16 protein-coding genes and 1 riboswitch are annotated in these 21,882 nt (G+C 35.6%); of the genes, 9 read left to right on the top strand and 7 right to left on the bottom strand.

All coding sequences use genetic code 11. The annotated features are described in order from the left end of the window. Positions 1-72: 72 nt before the first annotated feature. From QVA17_RS05385 to QVA17_RS05375, 3 genes are all read left to right on the top strand, one after another. Positions 73-1,827 carry a GGDEF domain-containing protein gene (locus tag QVA17_RS05385; RefSeq protein ID WP_287386952.1) on the top strand — a complete coding sequence of 585 codons (1,755 nt, stop codon included), beginning with the start codon at positions 73-75 and terminating at the stop codon, positions 1,825-1,827. Beyond that, positions 1,820-3,529, top strand: coding sequence for a GGDEF domain-containing protein (locus tag QVA17_RS05380; RefSeq protein WP_287386951.1), 1,710 nt, complete (start codon positions 1,820-1,822; stop codon positions 3,527-3,529). The genes QVA17_RS05385 and QVA17_RS05380 overlap by 8 nt, the downstream gene beginning before the upstream one ends. A gap of 227 nt (positions 3,530-3,756) precedes the next feature. Further along, positions 3,757-4,257, top strand: coding sequence for a DUF2798 domain-containing protein (locus QVA17_RS05375; RefSeq protein WP_287386950.1), 501 nt, complete (start codon positions 3,757-3,759; stop codon positions 4,255-4,257). 979 nt (positions 4,258-5,236) lie between these two features. Here QVA17_RS05375 and QVA17_RS05370 read toward each other — a convergent pair. Next, on the bottom strand, positions 5,237-6,718 hold the full coding sequence (locus QVA17_RS05370; RefSeq protein ID WP_027431291.1) for a DUF1846 domain-containing protein: 1,482 nt from the start codon (positions 6,716-6,718) through the stop codon (positions 5,237-5,239). A gap of 157 nt (positions 6,719-6,875) precedes the next feature. Continuing rightward, positions 6,876-6,985: riboswitch (TPP riboswitch) on the top strand. 65 nt (positions 6,986-7,050) lie between these two features. On the opposite strand from QVA17_RS05370, the gene thiD reads away from it, so the two are divergent. The 6 genes from thiD to QVA17_RS05340 all read left to right on the top strand — a co-directional run bounded on the left by thiD (position 7,051) and on the right by QVA17_RS05340 (position 15,461). Next, a complete protein-coding gene (gene thiD / locus QVA17_RS05365) occupies positions 7,051-7,887 on the top strand; it encodes a bifunctional hydroxymethylpyrimidine kinase/phosphomethylpyrimidine kinase (protein WP_287386948.1) in 837 nt (278 codons plus the stop codon). A gap of 116 nt (positions 7,888-8,003) precedes the next feature. Further along, positions 8,004-9,320, top strand: a complete 1,317-nt coding sequence (thiC, locus tag QVA17_RS05360) for a phosphomethylpyrimidine synthase ThiC (protein ID WP_027431293.1) — start codon at positions 8,004-8,006, stop codon at positions 9,318-9,320. A 46-nt stretch (positions 9,321-9,366) separates the two neighbouring features. After that, positions 9,367-10,035 carry an energy-coupled thiamine transporter ThiT gene (locus tag QVA17_RS05355; protein WP_287386945.1) on the top strand — a complete coding sequence of 223 codons (669 nt, stop codon included), beginning with the start codon at positions 9,367-9,369 and terminating at the stop codon, positions 10,033-10,035. Between the two features lie 162 nt (positions 10,036-10,197). Continuing rightward, positions 10,198-10,956, top strand: coding sequence for a CAP domain-containing protein (locus tag QVA17_RS05350; RefSeq protein ID WP_287386943.1), 759 nt, complete (start codon positions 10,198-10,200; stop codon positions 10,954-10,956). Positions 10,957-11,035: 79 nt separating this feature from the next. Then, positions 11,036-12,238 carry an exonuclease SbcCD subunit D gene (locus QVA17_RS05345; RefSeq protein WP_287386941.1) on the top strand — a complete coding sequence of 401 codons (1,203 nt, stop codon included), beginning with the start codon at positions 11,036-11,038 and terminating at the stop codon, positions 12,236-12,238. Next, positions 12,225-15,461, top strand: coding sequence for an SMC family ATPase (locus tag QVA17_RS05340; protein ID WP_287386940.1), 3,237 nt, complete (start codon positions 12,225-12,227; stop codon positions 15,459-15,461). The genes QVA17_RS05345 and QVA17_RS05340 overlap by 14 nt, the downstream gene beginning before the upstream one ends. Positions 15,462-15,498: 37 nt before the next feature. Here QVA17_RS05340 and QVA17_RS05335 read toward each other — a convergent pair whose 3' ends face one another. From QVA17_RS05335 to pepT, 6 genes are all read right to left on the bottom strand, one after another. Then, positions 15,499-15,951, bottom strand: coding sequence for a virulence RhuM family protein (locus QVA17_RS05335; protein WP_287386938.1), 453 nt, complete (start codon positions 15,949-15,951; stop codon positions 15,499-15,501). Positions 15,952-16,064: 113 nt separating this feature from the next. After that, positions 16,065-16,499 (bottom strand): helix-turn-helix domain-containing protein, encoded by a 435-nt coding sequence (locus QVA17_RS05330; RefSeq protein ID WP_287386937.1) that lies wholly within the window; start codon positions 16,497-16,499, stop codon positions 16,065-16,067. 367 nt (positions 16,500-16,866) lie between these two features. Next, a complete protein-coding gene (locus QVA17_RS05325) occupies positions 16,867-19,329 on the bottom strand; it encodes an adenosine deaminase (protein ID WP_287386935.1) in 2,463 nt (820 codons plus the stop codon). 26 nt (positions 19,330-19,355) lie between these two features. After that, positions 19,356-19,835 (bottom strand): Cys-tRNA(Pro) deacylase, encoded by a 480-nt coding sequence (gene ybaK / locus QVA17_RS05320; RefSeq protein ID WP_287386933.1) that lies wholly within the window; start codon positions 19,833-19,835, stop codon positions 19,356-19,358. A gap of 202 nt (positions 19,836-20,037) precedes the next feature. Then, positions 20,038-20,292 carry a hypothetical protein gene (locus QVA17_RS05315; protein WP_287386932.1) on the bottom strand — a complete coding sequence of 85 codons (255 nt, stop codon included), beginning with the start codon at positions 20,290-20,292 and terminating at the stop codon, positions 20,038-20,040. Positions 20,293-20,505: 213 nt separating this feature from the next. After that, positions 20,506-21,738, bottom strand: a complete 1,233-nt coding sequence (pepT, locus tag QVA17_RS05310; protein WP_287386931.1) for a peptidase T — start codon at positions 21,736-21,738, stop codon at positions 20,506-20,508. Positions 21,739-21,882: the final 144 nt, after the last annotated feature.

The raw sequence follows: 21,882 nt of genomic DNA, 5'->3' as shown, positions 1-21,882 counted from the left end.
TTATGGTATATTTTTATATAACAATTTTACAAACAACAGTAATAATTTTTATTATTATGGGGATAGAAAGTTATGAACTTTAAACATATAGGGAAATACTTAATTGCAGTAGCAATTATTATTATATACATGCTTTGTATTATAAAGCTTGGTTCTAATAAATACGATATTAAAAATGTTTTTCCATTCTATAATATTGATAGTGGATGGACAGTCACAGAAAATGGGGAGAGTCGAGAAATTGAGAGCCTTTTTAAGGCTAGCATCGGTCTAGTAAATAAGCACGATTCCGTTACAATTACCACAACAATTCCAGATGTAAGCGAGATTGTGTCGCCTTGCATCTCTTTTAAGACAATACTTTCTACAGCTGACGTTTATTTAGATGGCGAGCTTATCTATAGTTATGGCCATAAGACTGAGAATAAAGGCCTTATGGTTAATAAAAGCTACCACTATGTACCTCTGTCAAGTTCAGATAGCGGTAAAACCATAAGCATAGTTATCACAGGTACCGAGAATAGCGCATTTTCAAGCTTTTCAAACGTCTATGTAGGAAACATTTCAGATGTCTATAACAAATATATTCAGGTACATAAGATTCCATTTATTATAGGATTTTTCTTATGTATCTTTGCTCTTGTGCTTTTGGTGCTTTCTACTTATCTAATAAGTTCAAGCCACAAGGATCACAGTATAATTTTCAGCTCCATAATTTCCTTTCTTTTAGGAGCTTATATTCTTGGCTACAACGACGTTATTATTCTAATTTCTGACCGACTACGTCTTGGAACAGTGCTAGAATACATAACTTTACTTTACATGCCAGCGGCTATCATTGGCTTTATTATTACTGATAATATCGGCTTTAACACAGTGGTTACCCGCTTCTTTTTGGCTGTAAATGTTATCTTGCCAACAATTTTTGTGATTTTACACTACACTAATATTTGTCACATTTGCAATTTTGTTAGCATATTCCACCTTCTTGCTATGATTGAGGGTTTTGCTAGCCTTTGCCAATTCATCCTTATCATAATAAGGAAGAAAAAAGACAAAAAGAAACAGATTAATATTGAAAATAGATCTCTCATCCACAGTTATTCAGGGGATGTACTTGCTATCGGCCTTATGATTTTCATTGCCACAGCAACTTACGAGATTCTAATCTTTAACTATCAGAAATATCTTTCTCCTACTGGAGACAGATTTTCCGTGTCTGTGCTAACTATTGGAGCGATTATATTTGTTATGTCACTATTCCTTAACTTCTTTTTCCATAACATCGATCACTACAATTCAAAGGCCCTTTTTTCTAAGCTTGAAAATATAGCTTATACCGATGAGTTAACTTCACTAGCTAACAGAGCCTTAAGCGAGAAAGTTTTGGAAAATCTTGAAAAGACCAATGCAAACTACGCAATTATTAGTATTGACCTTGACCAATTAAAATTAATAAATGACAATTACGGGCACACCTGTGGAGACCGCTATATATCTAACTTCGCCCGTATAATAGATGAGGTGTTTATTAACTCAACCATTTCTGCAAGAATCGGCGGAGATGAATTTTTAATAGCCCTAAAGGACGCCGACGAATGGGAATGTAGTTCTCTTTTATCCAAATTTGAAACTGCCCTAATCAAGGAAAGCGAAGCTAGTGATGAATTTACTTACAAAGCTTCCTATGGTTTTGCAATTCACAAATCAAAGGATAAAAATATTGGTTCCCACGAAGTTTACATGCTTGCAGATAAGCGTATGTATGATATGAAGCAGGAACACCATCTAAATTATGATAAAGAAGGAGAGATTGAAAATGCTTAATAAGAAAAATTATCTTTCTATAGCAGTAGCTGCATTTTTACTACTAACAATTCTGTTTGCAGTTTCATACTCTCTATCTTACCACCCCCTTGGGATTACTTGCTATTTAGATAGTCCATGGACTGTAAATTATAATGATAAAACTTACACAGACATGAATTTTAAAAACATTAATGATTTAACTGCTAATGGCTTTATAAAAAAGGACGTAATTAGCCTTACTACTAATTTAGCGGATGTAAATGTGGATTTTCCATGTCTCTTTTTTACAAGTAAATACTCTGCTTTTATCGTTAGTTTAACTAACCTTAAGGATGGCACAAGCTTTGATATCTATTCTTATGACTATGATAGATATAAAGATTCTGACTTTATAGGCTGCGATTATCACCTGATTAACTTGCCTGAGGATTATGAAAATTACGAGTTAACCATCACTATTTACGTTAATTCTGACACTGAGGCTCTACCTATATCAATGCCTACACTTTCAACTTATCACAACCAGATTAATTCCTATATTAACGACCATATTTATGCTCTTTGTATAGGTATATTTGCTGTGGTTTTTGGAATTTCCTTCCTATTTATTTCACTTATGTTTATAGGAGTTTCCAAAAATTCCAAGATAGAAATCTTAACTGGCCTTTTCTGCCTAGACATTGGAATTTGGCTACTTAGTTATTACGGACTTCTAGATTTCTTCTACGAATCTAGAAACACAACTTTCATGTCTTATATAACTATGTTTTTAATTTTACCAATTACATATTTAATAATTGACACAGTGCATCCAGCAAAAAATAAGCTAATTTTTTCAGCCGTCAGTTTTATTAACATTTTCATACCAATTGAACTTGTAATGTTGCATCTTAATAGGACTGTGTACTTTAACGAGTCCAGGGACATATTCTTTATCACTGCCCTAATCACTTTCTTAATTCTTACTAATTATCTTGTTAATGATATTAAGACGATTCACAAAACTAGAACCTTTAAGAGTGCCTCTAACAGATTGCAGCTCTATGGTTTATTCTGTTTTGCTTGGTGCGGAATTTTTGAAATTGCAACGGTTAGCCTACACATTTTTTCTGAAGACATAAATTTGATTATTAAAAATATAACTCTGCCTACAGGTATTTCTATTTATATAGGCACTGTTATCTTTAACTACATTATCTTCTCCACAGAAGGTCTTGCTAGAGTTCAGCAGTATAACAAGCTTAAGGAAATGGCCTATGTTGATGTTTTAACTAAGCTTCCAAACCGCGCCGTTAGTGATTATTTAATGAAGCGTTATGGTAATTCTACTAGCAACTACTGCATCATCAGTATTGATATTAACGGCCTTAAATCTGTAAATGATACTTATGGACATACAGAAGGAGATCGTCTTATTAAGGACTTCGCCAACTGTCTTTCTGAAAATTTTGAAGACGTTGGTGTCTGCACTCGAATGGGTGGCGACGAATTCCTTATTTATATTGATTCTATTAAGGAAGTAGATTTAAAGAAACGTCTTATAAATCTTGAGGAGAGCTACGCAAGTCTTGATGAGGACAATGAAAAGGGAATCAGACACAGCTTTGCCTATGGTTATGCCTTTAAGAATAATTTGGAAAATTCATCTCCTCATACCGTCTACATGGTTGCAGATCAGTTGATGTACGATATGAAGAGAAAACAGCATGAGCAGAGGTAGGACTAGACTTATTATGAAGTTCTGTACAAAAGATTATGAAAAATTTCCACTTGACTTTGCTATTAGTTTTGTGATAAATTAGACGCTGTCGATTAAACGCGCCTACAATTGTTTAAACGAACACAATTCAATAAGGTATTTATTGGAAACTATGCATTTCTTTGCAGGAACAACACTTGTTAATTACGATATTAATAAATGTTGTTTTTGAAAGGAGTGCTATTTTTATGCCAAAAACTAAGTTTCAAGATTTTATTTTCACATTAATCATGGTTTTCGTTATGGTTTATGCCATGGTAGTTTACAACATCTCAGGTGATAAGGGCGGCCTTACACTTGAATGTTTCAGACTTGCAGTATTTGAATTACCTATTATGATTCCTATTGGTTTCATCTTAGAATTCTTCATCATCGGAAACCTTACAAAGATGGTTGTATTTAGACACTTAACTCCAGCTGATAAGCCAATCCTTATTACATTCTTTATCTCTGGTGTTACAGTAGCTATGATGTGTCCAGTAATGAGTGCTGTTGCTTCTGTATTATTCAAGGGTGCAACTCTTAACACATTCTTTACAACATGGATCGGACTTACAGCCCACAACTTACCAATGGCTTTCTTCTGGCAGTTTATGTATGCTGGACCATTCGTAAGATTTGTATTTAAGAGAATTTGCTTACCTATTATGTCATTAGGCAAGAAGAGCGAAGCAGAAGTTGCTGCGTAATATATAGAAAAGCGCTAGTTAGCAGGGTCGTGAAATGACCACTGCAGCGTAAACATTGAATTTATAGAAGGCTATAATCCTTTGGATTATGGCCTTCTTTTTTTATTAGTGACGCAACTGGTCTGCGACGGTTGCTGGTGGGGATTACTGTAGCTGCCGGGCGGGGATCGCTGTAGCTGATGGAAAAGCTGAAGTTAGCGGAGATTTCGGTTACTAGGGGGATTAGTTCAATCTTTTTGTGCTATTTTGGAAATGTTGACCTAGCGGGAAAATAATAGCCTCTAGGTCCTACAAAACTTGCTTTTTAGGAAAGAGAGTTAATCCTTATGGCAAAAAAATTTCGGAAAAGTATTAAAGCCCCTAAAATTCCAACTTGCTTTCTTTAATTTCGTTGACCTAATGGGCTAAAAAGTGTCAATTAGTATTAGTTTTTAAAAATGCATAATTTCCTAGTTCTTCATCTCTTGACCTTTTCAGAGAAAAATTGTCGGTAGGGATTATTCTTTCTAGAGAATTTCTGAAATTTGGAAGTAGTTTAAGTAGTAAGCTCCAGATTGTATATAAGTTTTTTGATTTCGTCAGATAAATGATACAATCTATCTGACGAAAGTAAAAAATAACTATTAATTCCCGCAACTAAACACCCCATCTTCGTTAGAACAATACAAACCCTTAAGTTAAGCACCCCTTTAGACTACAAAAAAGCAGGATTAGATAAGCGACGACTTATCTAATCCTGCTTTATATATGGGCTTATGCCCTAAGTCAAGACTCGCTCGCGAGTCTTGCGCGCCGGATTCGGGTCTGCTTCAGATGTAGCAAACACTCCGTGTTTGCTACTTAGCGTCAGCCTAATTTTGCGAAGCAAAATTCTAATGGCTGATGTTCCTACTGCAGACAAATTCCTGTCCGAATCCGTGCGCATCCTCGCGGAGCGTTTAACTCAGTCGGAGCTTGTACTCCGACTGAGTTAGATTTCTTACTTATGGAATAACTTCTTTGTCTGATATACAGGCTGGCATGTTAAGTTGATTCCTAACTTCTTAAATGTACTTACATCTACTGGTGAAAGGATTACAGATGAGTGAACCTCTGTGCCCTTAAGTTTTGAGAGCTGGTCGAGGGCCTTCTGTGCATTTTCATCATTCTTAGCACAAATTGTAAGTGCGATTAAGATTTCTTCGATATGCATTCTTGGATTGTGATTTCCAAGTCTTTCCACCTTTAACTGCTGTAATGGCTCGATAACATCTGGTGAGATGAGCTTAACTGAGTCATCAAGGCCAGCAAGCTTCTTTAAAGCGTTAAGTAACATTGCAGAAGATGCACCAAGAAGTGTTGATGTCTTACCTGTAATGATTTCGCCTGTTTCAAGCTCGATTGCCGCAGCTGGTTCTCCTGTGATTTCAGCCTTTGTATTAGCGGCTGCAACTACTGGACGATCTGCAACTGTGATACCGCTCTTCTCCATGAGAAGCTCAATCTTATCAACGATTTCCTGACTTCCGTTACCCTTTCTTAAATCGCAAAGTGCTGTGAAGTAACGTCTAATAATTTCCTGATTAGAAGCGGCCTTTGTGTTCTCGTCGTTAACGATACAGTAGCCTGCCATATTAACACCCATATCTGTAGGTGACTTGTATGGTGATTCGCCATAAATCTTCTTAAACATACCATTAAGAACTGGGAATACCTCTACGTCTCTATTATAGTTAACTGTTGTCTTGCCATAAGCTTCAAGGTGCCATGGGTCGATCATGTTAACATCATTTAAATCAGCTGTTGCTGCTTCATAAGCTAAGTTTACAGGATGGTTAAGAGGGATATTCCAAATTGGGAATGTCTCGTACTTAGCATAACCTGCCTCAATGCCCTTCTGATGCTCATGATAGAGCTGTGAAAGACATGTTGCCATCTTACCAGAACCAGGACCAGGGGCTGTAACAACTACAAGTGAGCGCTTTGTCTCGATATAGTCGTTCTTTCCGAAACCTTCATCACTTAAGATGTGAGGTACATTTCCTGGGTAACCAGCGATTGGATAGTGTCTATAAACCTTAAGGCCAAGGCCCTCAAGTCTCTTCTGATAAGCAATAGCACTTTCCTGTCCTGCAAATCTTGTTAAGACAACAGAACCTACATAAAGGCCATAGCCTCTAAATGCATCTATAAGTCTAAGGACGTCCATATCATAAGTAATACCAAGGTCGCCTCTTACTTTATTCTTCTCAATATCGTTAGCATTAATAACGATTACGATTTCAACATCATCCTTAATCTGAGTTAACATTCTAATCTTAGAATCCGCCTCAAATCCAGGTAAAACTCTCATTGCATGATAATCATCGAAAAGCTTTCCACCAAACTCCAAGTAGAGCTTTCCGCCAAAATGACTGATACGTTCCTTGATGTGTTCTGACTGCATCTTAAGATACTTTTCATTATCAAATCCGATCTTCATAAAAATTACCTTTCTTAAACTCCAACATATTATTACTTTATTATATTAATCTTTCCCCCAAATTTCTGCAAGTATTTTAGTACTTTAGCACTATATCTTTTTAGGCACATTTACAATATAATCGATATGTTGATTAAATGTACATTTAATCAATAAATTTTATACTAATGGGAGCTGATAATACATTCGGCTGAGAGGAAGTGTAGACACTTCGACCGTAAACCTGATTTGGATAATGCCAACGTAGGGAAGATCTATTCGCGTCGTCCATTGGATGACGTTTTTTTATTTTTACTACAAGTCATTAAATTAACTCCCTAGAAAGAAATACTATGATTAAAGACATAACAATTGAAAAGAAAAAGATTCCGTGCGCTCTTACTATTGCCGGCAGCGACTGCTCTGGTGGCGCAGGAATACAAGCAGACATTAAAACCATGCTATCTCTTGGAGTTTATGCATCAAGCATTATTACTTCACTTACGGCACAAAACACCTTAGGAGTAAGAGATATTTTTGATTTAACGAGACATTTTCTTGATGAGCAATTCGACGCAGTCTTTACAGACATCTACCCTGATGCCGTCAAGATTGGCATGGTTTCTAATAAGGAAATCGTAGAGGGCATCGTAGAAAATCTTAAAAAATACAAGGCGAAGAAAATCGTCGTTGACCCAGTAATGGTCTCAACTTCCGGTTCTGTACTTTTGCAGGAGGACGCAATTTCCATCTTAGTAAATAAGCTCATCCCCCTTGCAACTGTGATTACACCTAACATTCCAGAGGCCTCTAAGCTTTCTGGCCTTGAGATAAAGAACCGAGAGGACATGATTAAGGCTGCTTACCTAATTGATGAGAACTACTCAAAGAAATCTAATGGCAGACCTGCCATCCTAATTAAGGGCGGTCACAGCATTGAGGATGCTAACGATTTGCTTCTATATAAAGGAGAGCTTACTTGGTTTGAAAATGAGCGTATCCACAACGACAACACTCACGGAACGGGATGCACCCTTTCAAGTGCTATTGCTAGTTACCTAAGTCTTGGCTACGACTTAAAAGAGGCAATTAAGCATGCAAAGGAATATATTACAAATGCTCTAAAGTGCGATTTTGACTTAGGTGCGGGAAGTGGACCACTTAATCACGCTTGGAAAATTACAGGTTAATTTTGAATAAATCGGACATAAGGAATTTGGGGTGTCTTTTGAATAAATCGGACATTATTATTTTTGTAAAAATACGACATATATAGATTACTAAAAAAGAGAGAGAAGGAAATTTTATGGAAACAAGAAATTACACAACACAGATGGACGCAGCAAGAAAAGGCATCATTACTGAGGAGATGAAGATTGTTGCAAAGAAGGAAAATGTTAGCGAGGAATTTATTAGAGCTGGCCTTGCAGATGGTACTATTATCATTCCTGCAAACAAGAACCACAAGAGCCTTGACCCTAACGCTATTGGAAGCAAGTTAAAGACAAAGATTAATGTAAACCTAGGTGTTAGTAGAGATTGTAAGGACTACGATCTTGAGATGGAAAAGGTTATGAAGGCTGTTAACATGGGAGCTGAAGCTATCATGGATTTATCAAGTCACGGAGATACAGAGATTTTTAGAAAAAAGCTTTGTAGTGAATGTCCTGCAATGGTGGGTACTGTGCCAGTTTATGATGCAGTTATTCACTATAAGAGAGACTTAAAAGAGCTTACAGCTAAGGATTTTATTGACGTAGTTAGATTACACGCTCAAAACGGTGTGGATTTTGTTACTGTTCACTGCGGAATTACTAAAAAAACAGTAGAGCAAATTAAGGCAAATAATCGTATAATGAACATTGTGAGTCGTGGTGGTAGTTTAATTTTCGCATGGATGAGCATGACTGGAAATGAGAATCCATTTTACGAATACTATGATGAAATTCTTGATATCTGTAGAGAATACGACGTTACAGTAAGTTTAGGTGATGCTTGTAGACCAGGTTGTTTAGCTGATGCTTCTGACCTTGTTCAGATTGACGAGCTTACAAGACTTGGTGAGCTTACTAAGAGAGCTTGGGAAAAGGACGTTCAGGTTATGATTGAAGGTCCAGGACATATGCCAATGGATCAGATCGCTGCTAACATGAAGATTCAGCAGACAATTTGCAAGGGCGCACCCTTCTATGTACTTGGCCCTCTCGTTACAGATATCGCTCCAGGTTATGACCACATTACAGCTGCTATTGGTGGTGCTATTGCTGCCGCAAGCGGTGCTGCTTTCCTTTGCTATGTAACACCTGCAGAGCATCTTGCTCTTCCTAATTTAGAGGATGTTGCTCAAGGTATTGTTGCTAGTAAAATTGCTGCTCATGCCGCTGATATTGCTAAGGGAGTTCCAGGGGCTAGAGACCAGGATGACAGAATGGCAAGAGCTAGAAGAAAGCTTGATTGGGATGCACAGTGGCTTGAGGCCCTTGACCCAGAGACAGCTAAGGCTATTAGAAATTCAAGACTTCCTGAGGATGATCACTCAGAGGCTTGCAGTATGTGTGGAAAATTCTGTGCAGTAAGAAGTATTAATAAGGCTCTCGCAGGAGAAACAATTGATATTTTATAATGAATAAAAAAGGAGGAAGTAAGACTTTTAGTTTTACGAAAATGTTATGTTCTTTTTAAACAACGGGGATGGCAGTTATTCCCTAACTTCAAACGGCTATGCACTAATAGCATTTATTCTTTTTGCAGTTTTAATCGCTATTGCATTTTTAGCTGGAAACAATAAGAAATTCAGTCCTAGAGTACTAATCTTTTGCTCTGTGTCTATTGCACTTGCAACTGTTTGCTCTATGATAAATCCATTTAAGTTACCAATGGGTGGCTCTGTTACTGTATTTTCAATGCTCTTTGTTACAATCATCGGCTATTGGTACGGCCCAGTAATTGGTATCCTAGGCGGTGCAGCTTATGGACTTTTACAGTTTATTATTGACCCATATATCCTAAGCATTCCTCAGGTTTTCGTAGATTATATCTTCGCCTTTGGCGCTTTAGGTATTTCCGGATTTTTTAGTAATAAAAAGAACGGTTTAATTATTGGTTACATAGTTGCTATCTTTGGAAGATATTTCTTTGCAGTACTTTCAGGAGTAATCTTCTTTGGCGCATACGCAACAGACTACGGTTTAGGTCAGTTTAATGCCTTAGTTTACTCCCTCCTCTATAACATCACATACATCGGTGCAGAGGGAATTATTACTGTAGTTTTACTACTTCTTCCAAGTGTGTCACAGGCCTTTAATTTCGTTAAAAAGCAGGCTATACAGACCGTTTAATTTTGCAGTGGATTTCGAGATATATTTTCATAAGTCTTAATAAAAATATATCAAAAAAATTCAAAAAGTAATTGAAAAATTTTATAACTATGAGATAATATAATTCGTGCCTAGTTTCCATTAGGTGCGAATTATATTTTTTTTGAATAGGGTAGATATAAAATGACAAAAAATGAAAGACATGCTTTAGTTATATTGTGCCTTATTGTACTTGTTATGGTATCTTCTGTTTTAGTTATGAAGGTCTATGCACATTTTCAAAATACTTATAATCAGAAGAATAAAGCCAATACCCAAGCAGAAGAAGTCCTAAACCAGGAGGAAACTGCCGAGGTTGCCGCAGATGACGATAGCACAATAGAAACGACTTCGCCGGAAGAGATGACAAACACTGAAGAGACAACAAGCGGAAGTACGGAAACTACAACTACTACAGATTCATCAAAAGTTGTCACTAGCAAAAACCCTACTAAAGAGGAAACTACTGAAAATGCTACGAAGGCCGATTCAGATAGTCAAACACCAACAGCTAACAGCTATGCAGCTCTCACACAATACAACCAAGCCATTTTAAATGCCATAAATGAGGCAAGAAATTCAGCGGGTTTAGGCTCGGTTTACTTAGATTCACGTTTAACAAATGATGCTTTAATAAGAGTTTGCGAAGAGGCTACTGCACACGAGATAAATCATGTAAGACTAGATAACAGCGAATGTTTTAGCGTTGACAAGGGATATTATACCGCAGAAATTCTTTACCGTGGAAATACAACTGACGCATCTGTAATCGTAAATGCTTGGCTAGCTTCTAAGAAGCATCACGATGTAATTATGGATGTAAATAGCTCTCATAGTGCACTGGGTATTGCCTTTATCCTTGGGGATGACGGCCTTTACTACTGTTGTATAGGCTGGAGATAAATAACCAAACAAGTGTTTGCATATTATAAAATTCATGCTATAATATTTGTATTGATATACAGGTTTTATGGGAGGATTTATGAAGTTTATGCACCTTGCCGATCTTCACATAGGTAAGAACGTTAATTCCTATGAATTGATTGAAGATCAGTCTTATATACTTGATGAAATTTTGAATATTTCGGACAGCAATAATGTCAATGTAATAGTTATTTCAGGCGATATTTATGATAAGAAACAGCCTAGTGAAAAGGCTGTTTCTCTTTTTGATAATTTTCTTACAAAATGTAGCACTAAAGGCAAGACTGTAATTGCCATTAGTGGTAATCACGATTCCGATGAAAGACTTAATTTCGGAAGTCGAATTTTTTCAAATAATAATTTATACATAACTGGTTTATATTCTGGGGAAGTGCCTTTTGTGGAATTAGAGGACGAATATGGACCAATATATTTTCATATGTTGCCTTTCATTAAGGCTTCTTTAGTAAAGTCCTACTATCCTGAAGAATTTGAAAACGAGGAAACTAACAGCTATCAAAAGGCAGTCGATGTGGCTTTAAAGCACCCTGGTCTTGATTATAAGGCTCGTAATGTGTTACTTGCTCATCAGTTTGTGGCTGGCTCTACAGACCCTCTCCTATCCGATTCTGAGGATGCTACAGCCGATGTAGGAACTGTTGAGAAGATTGGCACTAATATCTTTGATGCCTTTGATTATGTGGCTTTAGGACACATCCACATTCCACAGCAAGTAGGCCGTGAAAGCATTAGATATAGTGGCTCTCCACTTTGCTACTCAGCTAGTGAAATTACAAGAGAGAAGTCTGTTCCTATTGTGGAAATCAAGGAGAAGGGCGACGTTTCAATTGAATTAGTACCTTTAAAACCTCTTAGAAAGATGAGAAAAATTAAAGGAGAACTCTCTAACTTAATTAGCGCAGCAAGAGCCCTTGACCCTCATGAAAGATCAGATGAATTTGGAAAGAATGGGCCTTTGGAGGACTACATCTTCGCTACACTAACAGACGAAGATGAATTGCCAAATTCCTACGATAAACTTAAGGATATCTATCCTAGATTAATGTCTTTGAATTTTGAGAATAGTAGAACTAAAGCCTTAGCTAAGGCTGAGATCTCAGATATAAGCACAGACAAATCTTTTGTAGATTTGATGTCCGATTTTTACAAACAAATTTTGGGGACAGAGATCGATGAAGAGGATTTCGATTGTCTAAAAGAAGTTGCTAAGGAGGCGGGAATTATTAATGAAGCCGATTAAACTTGAAATGTGTGCCTTTGGCCCATATATAGATAAAACTGTTATAGATTTTAATAAGGACCTAGGTGAGCATGGTCTATACCTTATTTGTGGTGATACAGGTGCAGGTAAATCAACAATTTTTGATGCCATTACTTTTGCCCTTTACGGAGAAGGAAGTTTAAAGGATAAAGAGAAGAAGGCCTTTCGTAATGAACTTGCTGGGCCTGAATTAGTATCTTACGTAGATTTTACATTTTCTCACAACGGTAAAGAATATAATGTGCATCGTGAACCGGAGCAGGAATATGCCAGAAAAAGAGGTTCAGGAACTAAACCCTATAAGGAATCTATTGTTGTTACAATTGATGAACACAAGACTATTGAGAAGTTATCAGAGGCTAATAAATATATTTCCGAGGAATTACTTCACTTAACTTTTGAACAATTCAGACAAACTGTCATGATTGCTCAAGGGGAATTTTATAAGTTACTTAATGCAGATTCTAACTCTCGTAAGGCTATTATGCAGACTATCTTTCAGACTAAGAAGTATGAGAATATGCGACAGATTATGAAGGAGAAGAAGGATAAGGCAAATTCTGACATTGCCGATGCTAACAAGCAAATTGCCAGCTATTTTGAAAGTGTTAAAGCTAATTTTAATGAAGAACTTGCTAATACACTAGCCGCCAAGAAAAAGGATTATACCGAGAATAGTAACGCCGTTGATGCTCATCATATAATGAATTTCATTGATAAAATCAACAGCTTTGATAAGGATCTTATAAAGGAACAAGAGCTTAAGCTAGCCTCAATTAATGAAAATTATAACAAAGTAAACAAGGAGTTTATTACTGCCAATGAAACTAATAGTCTTCTTGATAAGCTAGAGGAATTGAATAAAAAAGACATTGAATTACAAGCTAGAAAAGAAGAAATTAGTCATAAGGAAGAAAGTTATAAAATCGGGCAAAAGGCCTTAATTAAAGTTAAGCCTGCAGAGGATAAATACCTTGAAGCTGAAAAGCAATACACTAAAGCCGGAAACGATTTAGAGCTCTTCGATAATTACCATAAAAATGCCTTAGAAAAGTTTAATGAATGTAAAAAAGCACTAGAACTTCACAAGGACAGTGAAGAGATTATTTCTAAACTTAGATTAGATATTCACACTCTTTCAGAGAAAGAACATTTTTATAATGATAAGAATACTATTAATAAGCAAATCGCTGATAAAAGTCAGGAAGCTAATCGCTTAACTAAAGAGCTAAACGATTTTGAAGAAAAACGACTTAAATTAGAAGAAGATATTAAAAGTAAGCAGGATTTTATTAATAAGAATGAATCTGTAGCCCTAGATTTGCAAAACACTAAGATAAATTTTGAAAAATTAACACAGGCAAAAGAAGAGCTTTATGACCTAATTAATACTGAACTTAAGGGTATCTTTAAGTTTAAGAAGATGTTTATTAAGGCTACTTATACACTTGATGAACAAAATAACCTTTATATTAAAGCATGTGAGGACTATGGTCATCAATATAGCGCCTATATGAAAAACCTCGCTGGTATTATTGCCTCTGAAGAATTATGTGAAGATAAACCTTGTCCTGTTTGTGGATCTATTCATCATCCAGCACCGGCCAAATTAACAGAAACTGTTGTTACTTCAGAGGATTTAGAGAAGCTAAATAAAGCTAATAACGAACAGCTTGTTAAACTAAATAATTATAAAAGTCAAATGGAAGGTATTCTAAAAGACTTAGCTAATAAGTACGAGAATCTTCTAAATAGCTATAAAAGAATCTTTGATACAATTAATGGTTTACCTGCTCTAGAGGATAAAGATTACCTAGGCCTTGAAAAACTAACAGTAGGTAAACTAGCTCCTAGAGAAGAGGCGTCAGATAATGAATTAGAAGCTTTATTAGAACATGCCTATGAATTGCTCACTAATATTGTTACGGACCTCCAATTTAATATAAAAAAGCTTAGTGCCCTCGCTAATGAATATAATAAAGCCAAGGAAAATCTAGCAACTTATCAAGTTTTACTTGATAAGCATAAGCTTTCAAAAGAAGAACTTACTAATAAACTAGAGGCAGCTAAAACTGCTATTAGTAAGCTAGAAGGTCAATTAAATGCCCTTCCTAAACTAGACTTTGATGATATTGATATGGCAATTGCCAAACGTGTGGAATTAACTAATAAAGCTAATGAGCTTGAGAATAGCTTTAAAGCAGCTAAGAACAACTACGATTCAGCTAATGAAGCCTTAACAAAAGCTTCTAGTAATTATGACAACGCTAAGAAAAATTATGATAATGCCAATCAAAATTTTCATGAAAACTTAAAAGCCTATAATGAGGCTATTAAATCTCAGGACTTTGCAGATGAATTAGATTATCATACATATTTACTTAGTGCTGAGGATTTATCAAGATTAAATAGCGAAATTAACAGCTATAAGAATGAATTAAGTTCTAATAAATCCTTACTTGAGGATACTAAAAAAAGCTGTGAAGGCAAGACTAGAGTTGATATTACAAGCCTTAAAGAAAGTCTTGATAAAGTTAAACTTGAGCTTGATAAAACTAAACAGGATATAACAATTGCTAATAATGAAATTGATAATAATAACAGCACTAAAGCAGCTATTAATAAGAGCTTTAAGAAATCTGAAGATCTTAGTAATAAGGCTATCAGATATAAAAGACTTGATGATTTACTTAGCGGTCAGGTTGCTGGTTCTAATAAATTGTCCTTTGAAACCTTCGTTCAGTTAGAAGGTTTTGAAAAAATTTTACAAGCTGCTAACAAGCGTCTATACACTTTAACCAATGGACAATTTGAATTTAAACGACACTCAGATGGCAACAAAGATTTCCTAAAACTAAATATGCTAGATAGCTATACAGGAAAAGAAAGACCAGTTGGTAACTTATCTGGTGGAGAAAGCTTTAAGGCTTCCCTAAGTCTTGCTATAGGTCTATCAGATAGTATTAGTCATTCTTCTGGCGGTATTGAACTAGATACTTTATTTATTGATGAAGGTTTTGGTACTTTAGATGAGAAGTCTTTAAGAGATTCTATGGCACTATTAAAAGAACTCTCTTCTGGCAGCAAGCTTGTAGGTATTATTAGTCATAGAGAAGATCTAAAGGATAATATTAAAAAGCATGTAATTGTTACTAAGAACAAAACTGGCGGAAGCCATATAACTATTGATAATGGAATTTAATAGTAATAACAATTGCAGCCGAGGAGGTAACGAAATGTTACCAACTCGGCTGTTTGCTATTCACCCTTAAAATATTTCTCGGTTTGTTTATCAAATTCTGATACATATTCCTGATCCTGTCGCACTCGGAAAATATCATACTCCTTTGCAGCCTCTTGGTAGCCCACTGGCGGAATTTGGTTGCTTTCTTTGAATTTACACGGTAGCCGACGGCAATAATGGCATCGAGATTATAAAAATCCACCTTACGCTTCTTCTCGACACCGCCTTCATTTTGAACTAGTTCCATTTTGGAACTAGTTGATTCGCGATCTAATTCTTCCTCTTTATAGATATTTCCCAAATGTTTACTGATAGCTTGTGGACCAACATCGAACAATTCTGCCATAGACATTCTAGTAACCCAAAATGTTTCGTCCTTATATATTACGCTGACGCAGACATTGGTATCATCAATCTGATAGAGAACGATATCATGTTTTTGTTCCATTGACATCCCCTTTCTGAAATCTATGTTATGCATATAACAAGCATATTTATATGATATCTTTTATTTTTTCATATAGTGGATCAAGATTTTCGTTCTTCCATTCTTTGAATCATCTAATCAAATCTTTTAGAACCTGATCTGATACTGCAAATGATATCTATTCCACTTACATCCTCAGATGTTCCCTGATTCCTGCACCTTTCGGCTTCCGTTTTTATCAAATAATCCACAGTTTGCTTGCCATAATCATCTATTGAAAGATAGAGCTTAATGAGATCCATCAGTTCATCCTCTGTCGACCATTTCCCAAATTTTTCAATAGCTTCCGCTGATAGTGTAGCAGAAGAATCATCATCCGATTGTCCTAATATGTAATCTGTCCGAACATCAAACAACTCCGACAGTGTACATAGAGTTTCAAAATCAGGCTTCCTTTTGCCGACTTCCCACATAGCAACCGTACCCTTGGAAACTCCTAATTTTTCTGACAATGTAACCTGTGTATATCCATTTTTCTTACGCAATTCTTTTAATCTTGTTCCAAACATGCTATTTCTCCTATAATCACACAAAACACAAAGTTTATATTAGCACAAAATGTGAGAAAATAGAACTACTTTTACACAAATATACTATTTTCTGCAACATTATGTGAGATTTTATATTAACTTCTATATCCAACTATGCTAAAGACAAATTGTATTTAATGATATAGTTTGTCATAACCCCCACCTACGCTATTACTGTAGCAATCATATAATGATTGCTATGTAGGAGCCGCCCATAGCCGCCAGGCTATTCTCATGGCGGACTCTTCCCCAACGCTTAGAGGTAGGGGATTTCTCCGACTGAGTTAAAAAAAGGAGACCATCTTTGATATATTTATCAAATCTGATCTCCTAATTTCTATTTATTCTACAATTCCTTAGAATACTTCTTTTTTAGGCTTGTCATTAAGTCCACAATTCTATTCTTGGCATCAAAAGAATATGCATAACCATGTAGTGACTTAGCTTTTTGCATTAAAGCTTTAGAATTAGCCCATACTAAAATTGCTGATTTACCCTTACCATTTTTAGCTTCTTGAATAAGGTTAGCTGCAGCACTATTACCATCAAAAGCAATTACCATAGATGGACGACGTTCAAAGATTTCATAGTTGAAACTCTTATAAATACCCATTGCCTGTGCTTCTGTAGATACCCTTACCTTAACACCGGCCTTCTTAATTTTTTCAGCTTCATGTTTTGTAAGGACTGCAGGTACGAAAGAATATATTCTAAAATTCTTTTCATTATGTTCTAGAAGATACTTTTCATAACCTGAAATCTTGTGACCTATCACAAAGCAAACTTCCTCTGGGTTTAAGTATTCAAGCATTTCGTCAATCTGCTTTGTAGCATTGGCACTAAGCTTAGTAGCTCGGTTTTCTGTATTAAAGCTTCCACCTACTAAGACGATTGGGAATCTATCCCATGTAATTTCTTGAATCTGTTCCTTTAACTCCTTGTTAGAGTCATACTTAAGCTCACGCTTTGACTTATTAGATTTAATCTTAACTGTCTGCATCTTATCAAGTAAAACTTCCTCAAAATCCTTGTTCTTAACAAGTCTTTCAAAGGCTGCCTTCTTATCAGAATAGGCCTGCTGACTTTCTTCAATAATCTTCTTTTCGGCATCCTTCATAAGCTGCACTTCCCTTTCGGTTAGCCCAAGCATTTTCTTTAAAGACAATTCTTCTTCAATAGCATCTGTACCGTAAAGCGCAGCGCCATCAGTTCCCTGAACGCAGGCAATACCATTCTTTAAATACTGCTTTAAAGGATGTTTTTCTAGTGTATTTAAATTATTAAGTCGAACATTACTTGAAATCTGGAATTCTAGCACAACATCATTTTCAATTAACTGCTTTAGGGTATCCTTACCCTTCTTACTTGTAAGACTATAAGTGTAGAGTCCATGTCCAAGACGCATCTTTGGCATCTTCTGGCCAGGTTCAAGGGAATCCTTAACACACTCAATTGAGTGTGCAATGTTATCCTTCTGACTATCATTCTCACCAGCATGTACACGAATTACAAAACTTGGGTCAGCTGCAGCAATCTTAACTAATTCCTTAAATGCTGGCTTTAAAGTAATGATGTCGTTGATTTCTTCTCCAACAAAATCGCAACCTGCAACATATGGATCAAGGGCTGTAGCCTTTAAAACCTCAAGGTTTTGCTCAAGATAATTATCTGGAGTTACGGCATCCTTAATAATTGTAAGCGGAATTCTTCTCATAGCTGCAAGGAATCTAATCATTACGCCTGTTTCCTGATAGATACTTGGCATAACCTCATGTACCTGACGTAACATTTCAAGAGATTCATACTTTTTAACAAGGGTTGTATCACTGATTTCTGCATAAACAATTCCCTGTCTTTTATAGCTTCTTGCAATCCAAAGTAACTTATCCTGGAAAATTGTGTTGTGGCAATAAGCTGGATTTTCTCTATCACGAATCATCTGTGAAAGCGCTGCTCTTACATCTAAATCCGGTATCATATCCTTCTTAGCTAAACTTATCTTCTCTTCGCTTTCAACGCCCTTACAGAATACATATCGATAAATGTATACCTTCTCTAAGTTAGTAAATACAGCTTGTCCATCCTTAATAACTGCAAGAGAACCTCTGATTTTGACAATATTTTCCTCAGCATTATCCAAGTTGTTTAAAATTAGATCTGCAAAGTTTATAAATGTGTTGTCGTTGATTTTACGATCAAGATACTTGCCCTTAAGTTCTGATGTTACAAACTGTCTTGCTACCTTTTCTCTCTGCTCTTCTAATTTATCCCACTGACTCTTAGTCAATTTAAGGTCCAATTTCTTCACATAATAAAGCGGATATCTAATCTGATGAGCAATACCTAAGGCAATTAGCACATCACCTGTTAAATTACCGTTCATGTGAGTATGAAGGTCTGCTCTAAATTTTAAATCCTTACGAATAAAAGTCTCAAAAAGTGTCTTATCTAGTGGAAGTAGAGCCTCCTTTGACTGACTAAGTAAAGTCTTAGCAATTGCAGGTATTGTGGCCTTAACTTCAACACTTCCATCGGGAAAGATTCGCGCAATCTCAGTTTCTCCGAATTTGAAAATGTAATTCTCCTGATTGTTTCCATCAATAAAGCAAGGAACCTCGCCCTTTATAATGAGCATATCGTCCTCATCCTTAGATAAGTCCAAATCACAAATCTTGGCAATATTACGAATTAAGTTACCAGATGCGTGATTTGGTGTTTTTAAAATGTAGTAGATTCTATCTAAATCTTTATACAGATTTACGATAATATCTTTCTCTTTATCAAGAAAAAACCATGTAAAATATGTCATCTTGTAAACCTTTCTATAATCTAAAATTAATCCATTACAATATCAGTAACTTCGGCTCTTATTACCTTTACTAAATCCTTAGGATCTAGCTCAAGTGTTAAGCCTACTCGACCACCGCTAATATAGATTTTATCGTAATCTAAGCAACTACTATGGATTACAGTTTTAAAATTTTTCTTCATACCAAGTGGGCTACAGCCACCTCTAATATAACCTGTAAGTGCAGTTAAATCTTTAACGTGAATTAACTCTACATTCTTCTCACCCACAGCTTTAGCGGCCTTCTTAAAATTTACTTCTAGTGCTACTGGAATCACAAAAACATAGTGTTCTCCTGACTTTCCAACAGCAACTAAAGTCTTAAAACTTCTATCTGGGTCATGACCTAGAATCTCGGCTGAATGTACACCATCTGTAAATTCCTTAGCATCATAGGTCTCTTCTGTATATGCAATTTTATTTTTTTCCAAAAAACGCATAGCGTTTGTCTTTGCTTCTTTAGCCATTATATCACTCCTTATATATATTATGATATCATATCATATTATTTTTAAGATAAAAGAGCATTTATTCTTTTTTTATTAAACATTGTAACAAATTTAATAGTATTCTTCCAGTTAATCTCAGTTTAAACAAAAAACCGAATTTAGATTTTCAAATCTAAATCCGGTTTCTATATTTCTATTATCTTTATCTTACAAATTTTCCTTAAAAAAGCCATATAACAAGTGCAAAAACAATAACTGCAAATAACAAATATGCAATTGATTCTATGACTTTTTTCTTAATTTCTTTTTCTTTATCTAAACATATTCTTACAACAACTACAAACACAAGTAAAAGCATCAATAGCCCAACAGCTCTATGTGATAAGATAATATGTTTTTTATTTGCTATAAACATAAAAACTAGAATTGATAAATATATCAAATCAAATATTCCACTTATTACTCTTCTCTTCATGTATTTTATCTCCTTATTTAATCGTTTGTTAGTACTAACAAAAGTAAGTTTAAACTATTTAAAGAGCTATGTCAACTATTATAATTTATTTTATTAAAAAAAAGACAAACCAATATGCTCCCTGTCAAGTAGACAAGATAAATAACCAAATCTACTTAAGGGGGATCATATCAATTTTGTCTCTTTTTTCAAATTTATTATAATAACAATCTCTTATTTAGCAAAATTACAGCAAGCAAGTAAAACAAGCATCTCTGTAATCTTTTCCATAGATTCTACGCATACATATTCATAAATACCATGGAAGTTATGACCTCCTGCACAAAGGTTTGGACAAGGTAAGCCCTTATATGAAAGTGCTGCACCATCTGTACCACCACGAATTGGAACTACCTTAGGCACTACATCTAACTTCTTGAAAGCTTCAACTGCACCATCTACTAAGAACATATAATCTGGCTCAACCTTTTCTCTCATGTTGTAGTATGTATCTGAAATATCAGCTGTTACTCTGCCTTCGCCGTACTTCTGATTTAAGAAGCTTGCAACTGACTTAAGTAATTCCTTCTTAGCTTCAAACTTAGCTCTATCATGATCTCTTACAATATACTGTAACTTAGCTTCGCTTGTGTTACCCTCCATGCTAATAAGATGAATGAAGCCTTCGTAACCTTCTGTGTATTCTGGCTTTTCATTCTGAGGTAACATTTTCTCAAATTCCATAGCAATTGAAGCTGCGTTAACCATCTTGTTCTTAGCTTCACCTGGATGAACATTTCTACCAGCCACCTTAATTACTGCAGCTGCAGCGTTGAAGTTTTCAAACTCGATTTCTCCAAGAGCACCACCATCAACTGTATATGCAAAATCTGCACCGAATCTTTCTAAGTCAAAGTGTGCTGTACCAACACCGATTTCTTCATCTGGTGTGAAGGCAATAGCAATTCTACCATGCTTTCTTTCTGGATGATTGATGATTTCGCTAGCCATTGTCATGATTTCTGCAATACCTGACTTATCATCAGAACCAAGTAGTGTTGTACCATCTGTAACTATAAGTGACTTTCCCTTGTAATCAAGTAATTCTGGAAAATCTACTGGACTCATCTTAATGTCCTTTTCCTTATTTAAAATGATTTCGCTTCCATCATAGTTTTCAATTGTTCTTGGCTTAACATCCTTACCACTAGCATCTGGTGCTGTATCCATGTGTGAAATAAAACCAAGAGTCTTAGTATTCTCTGGGTCATTAGCTGGGATGTGACCGTAAACATAGCAATACTTCTCATCAAGATAAGCATCCTCGATACCCATCTCAAGCATTTCCTTTTGTAACATTCTAGCAAGATCAAACTGTCTAGCTGTACTAGGGCTTGTCTGGCTTTCATCATCTGATGTAGTGTGAACACTAACATATCTTAAAAATTTCTCGATAACTTCTGACATATATTCTCCTGCCTTTATATAAATAAATGTTTTTGCCCCATGATTATAGCACATTTACTTATAGTTATAAACTCTGCATTCATAGGGCCTTAGATTTGAAAAACATTATACTTTTTATTAAATTTATTTACATCTAATATTATA

The organism is Lachnospira sp. (genome assembly GCF_016290755.1).
GTDB lineage: Bacteria > Bacillota > Clostridia > Lachnospirales > Lachnospiraceae > Lachnospira > Lachnospira multipara.
Note: the sequence above shows the minus strand (reverse complement) of the source record. Positions and strands in the feature narration are given on the sequence as shown.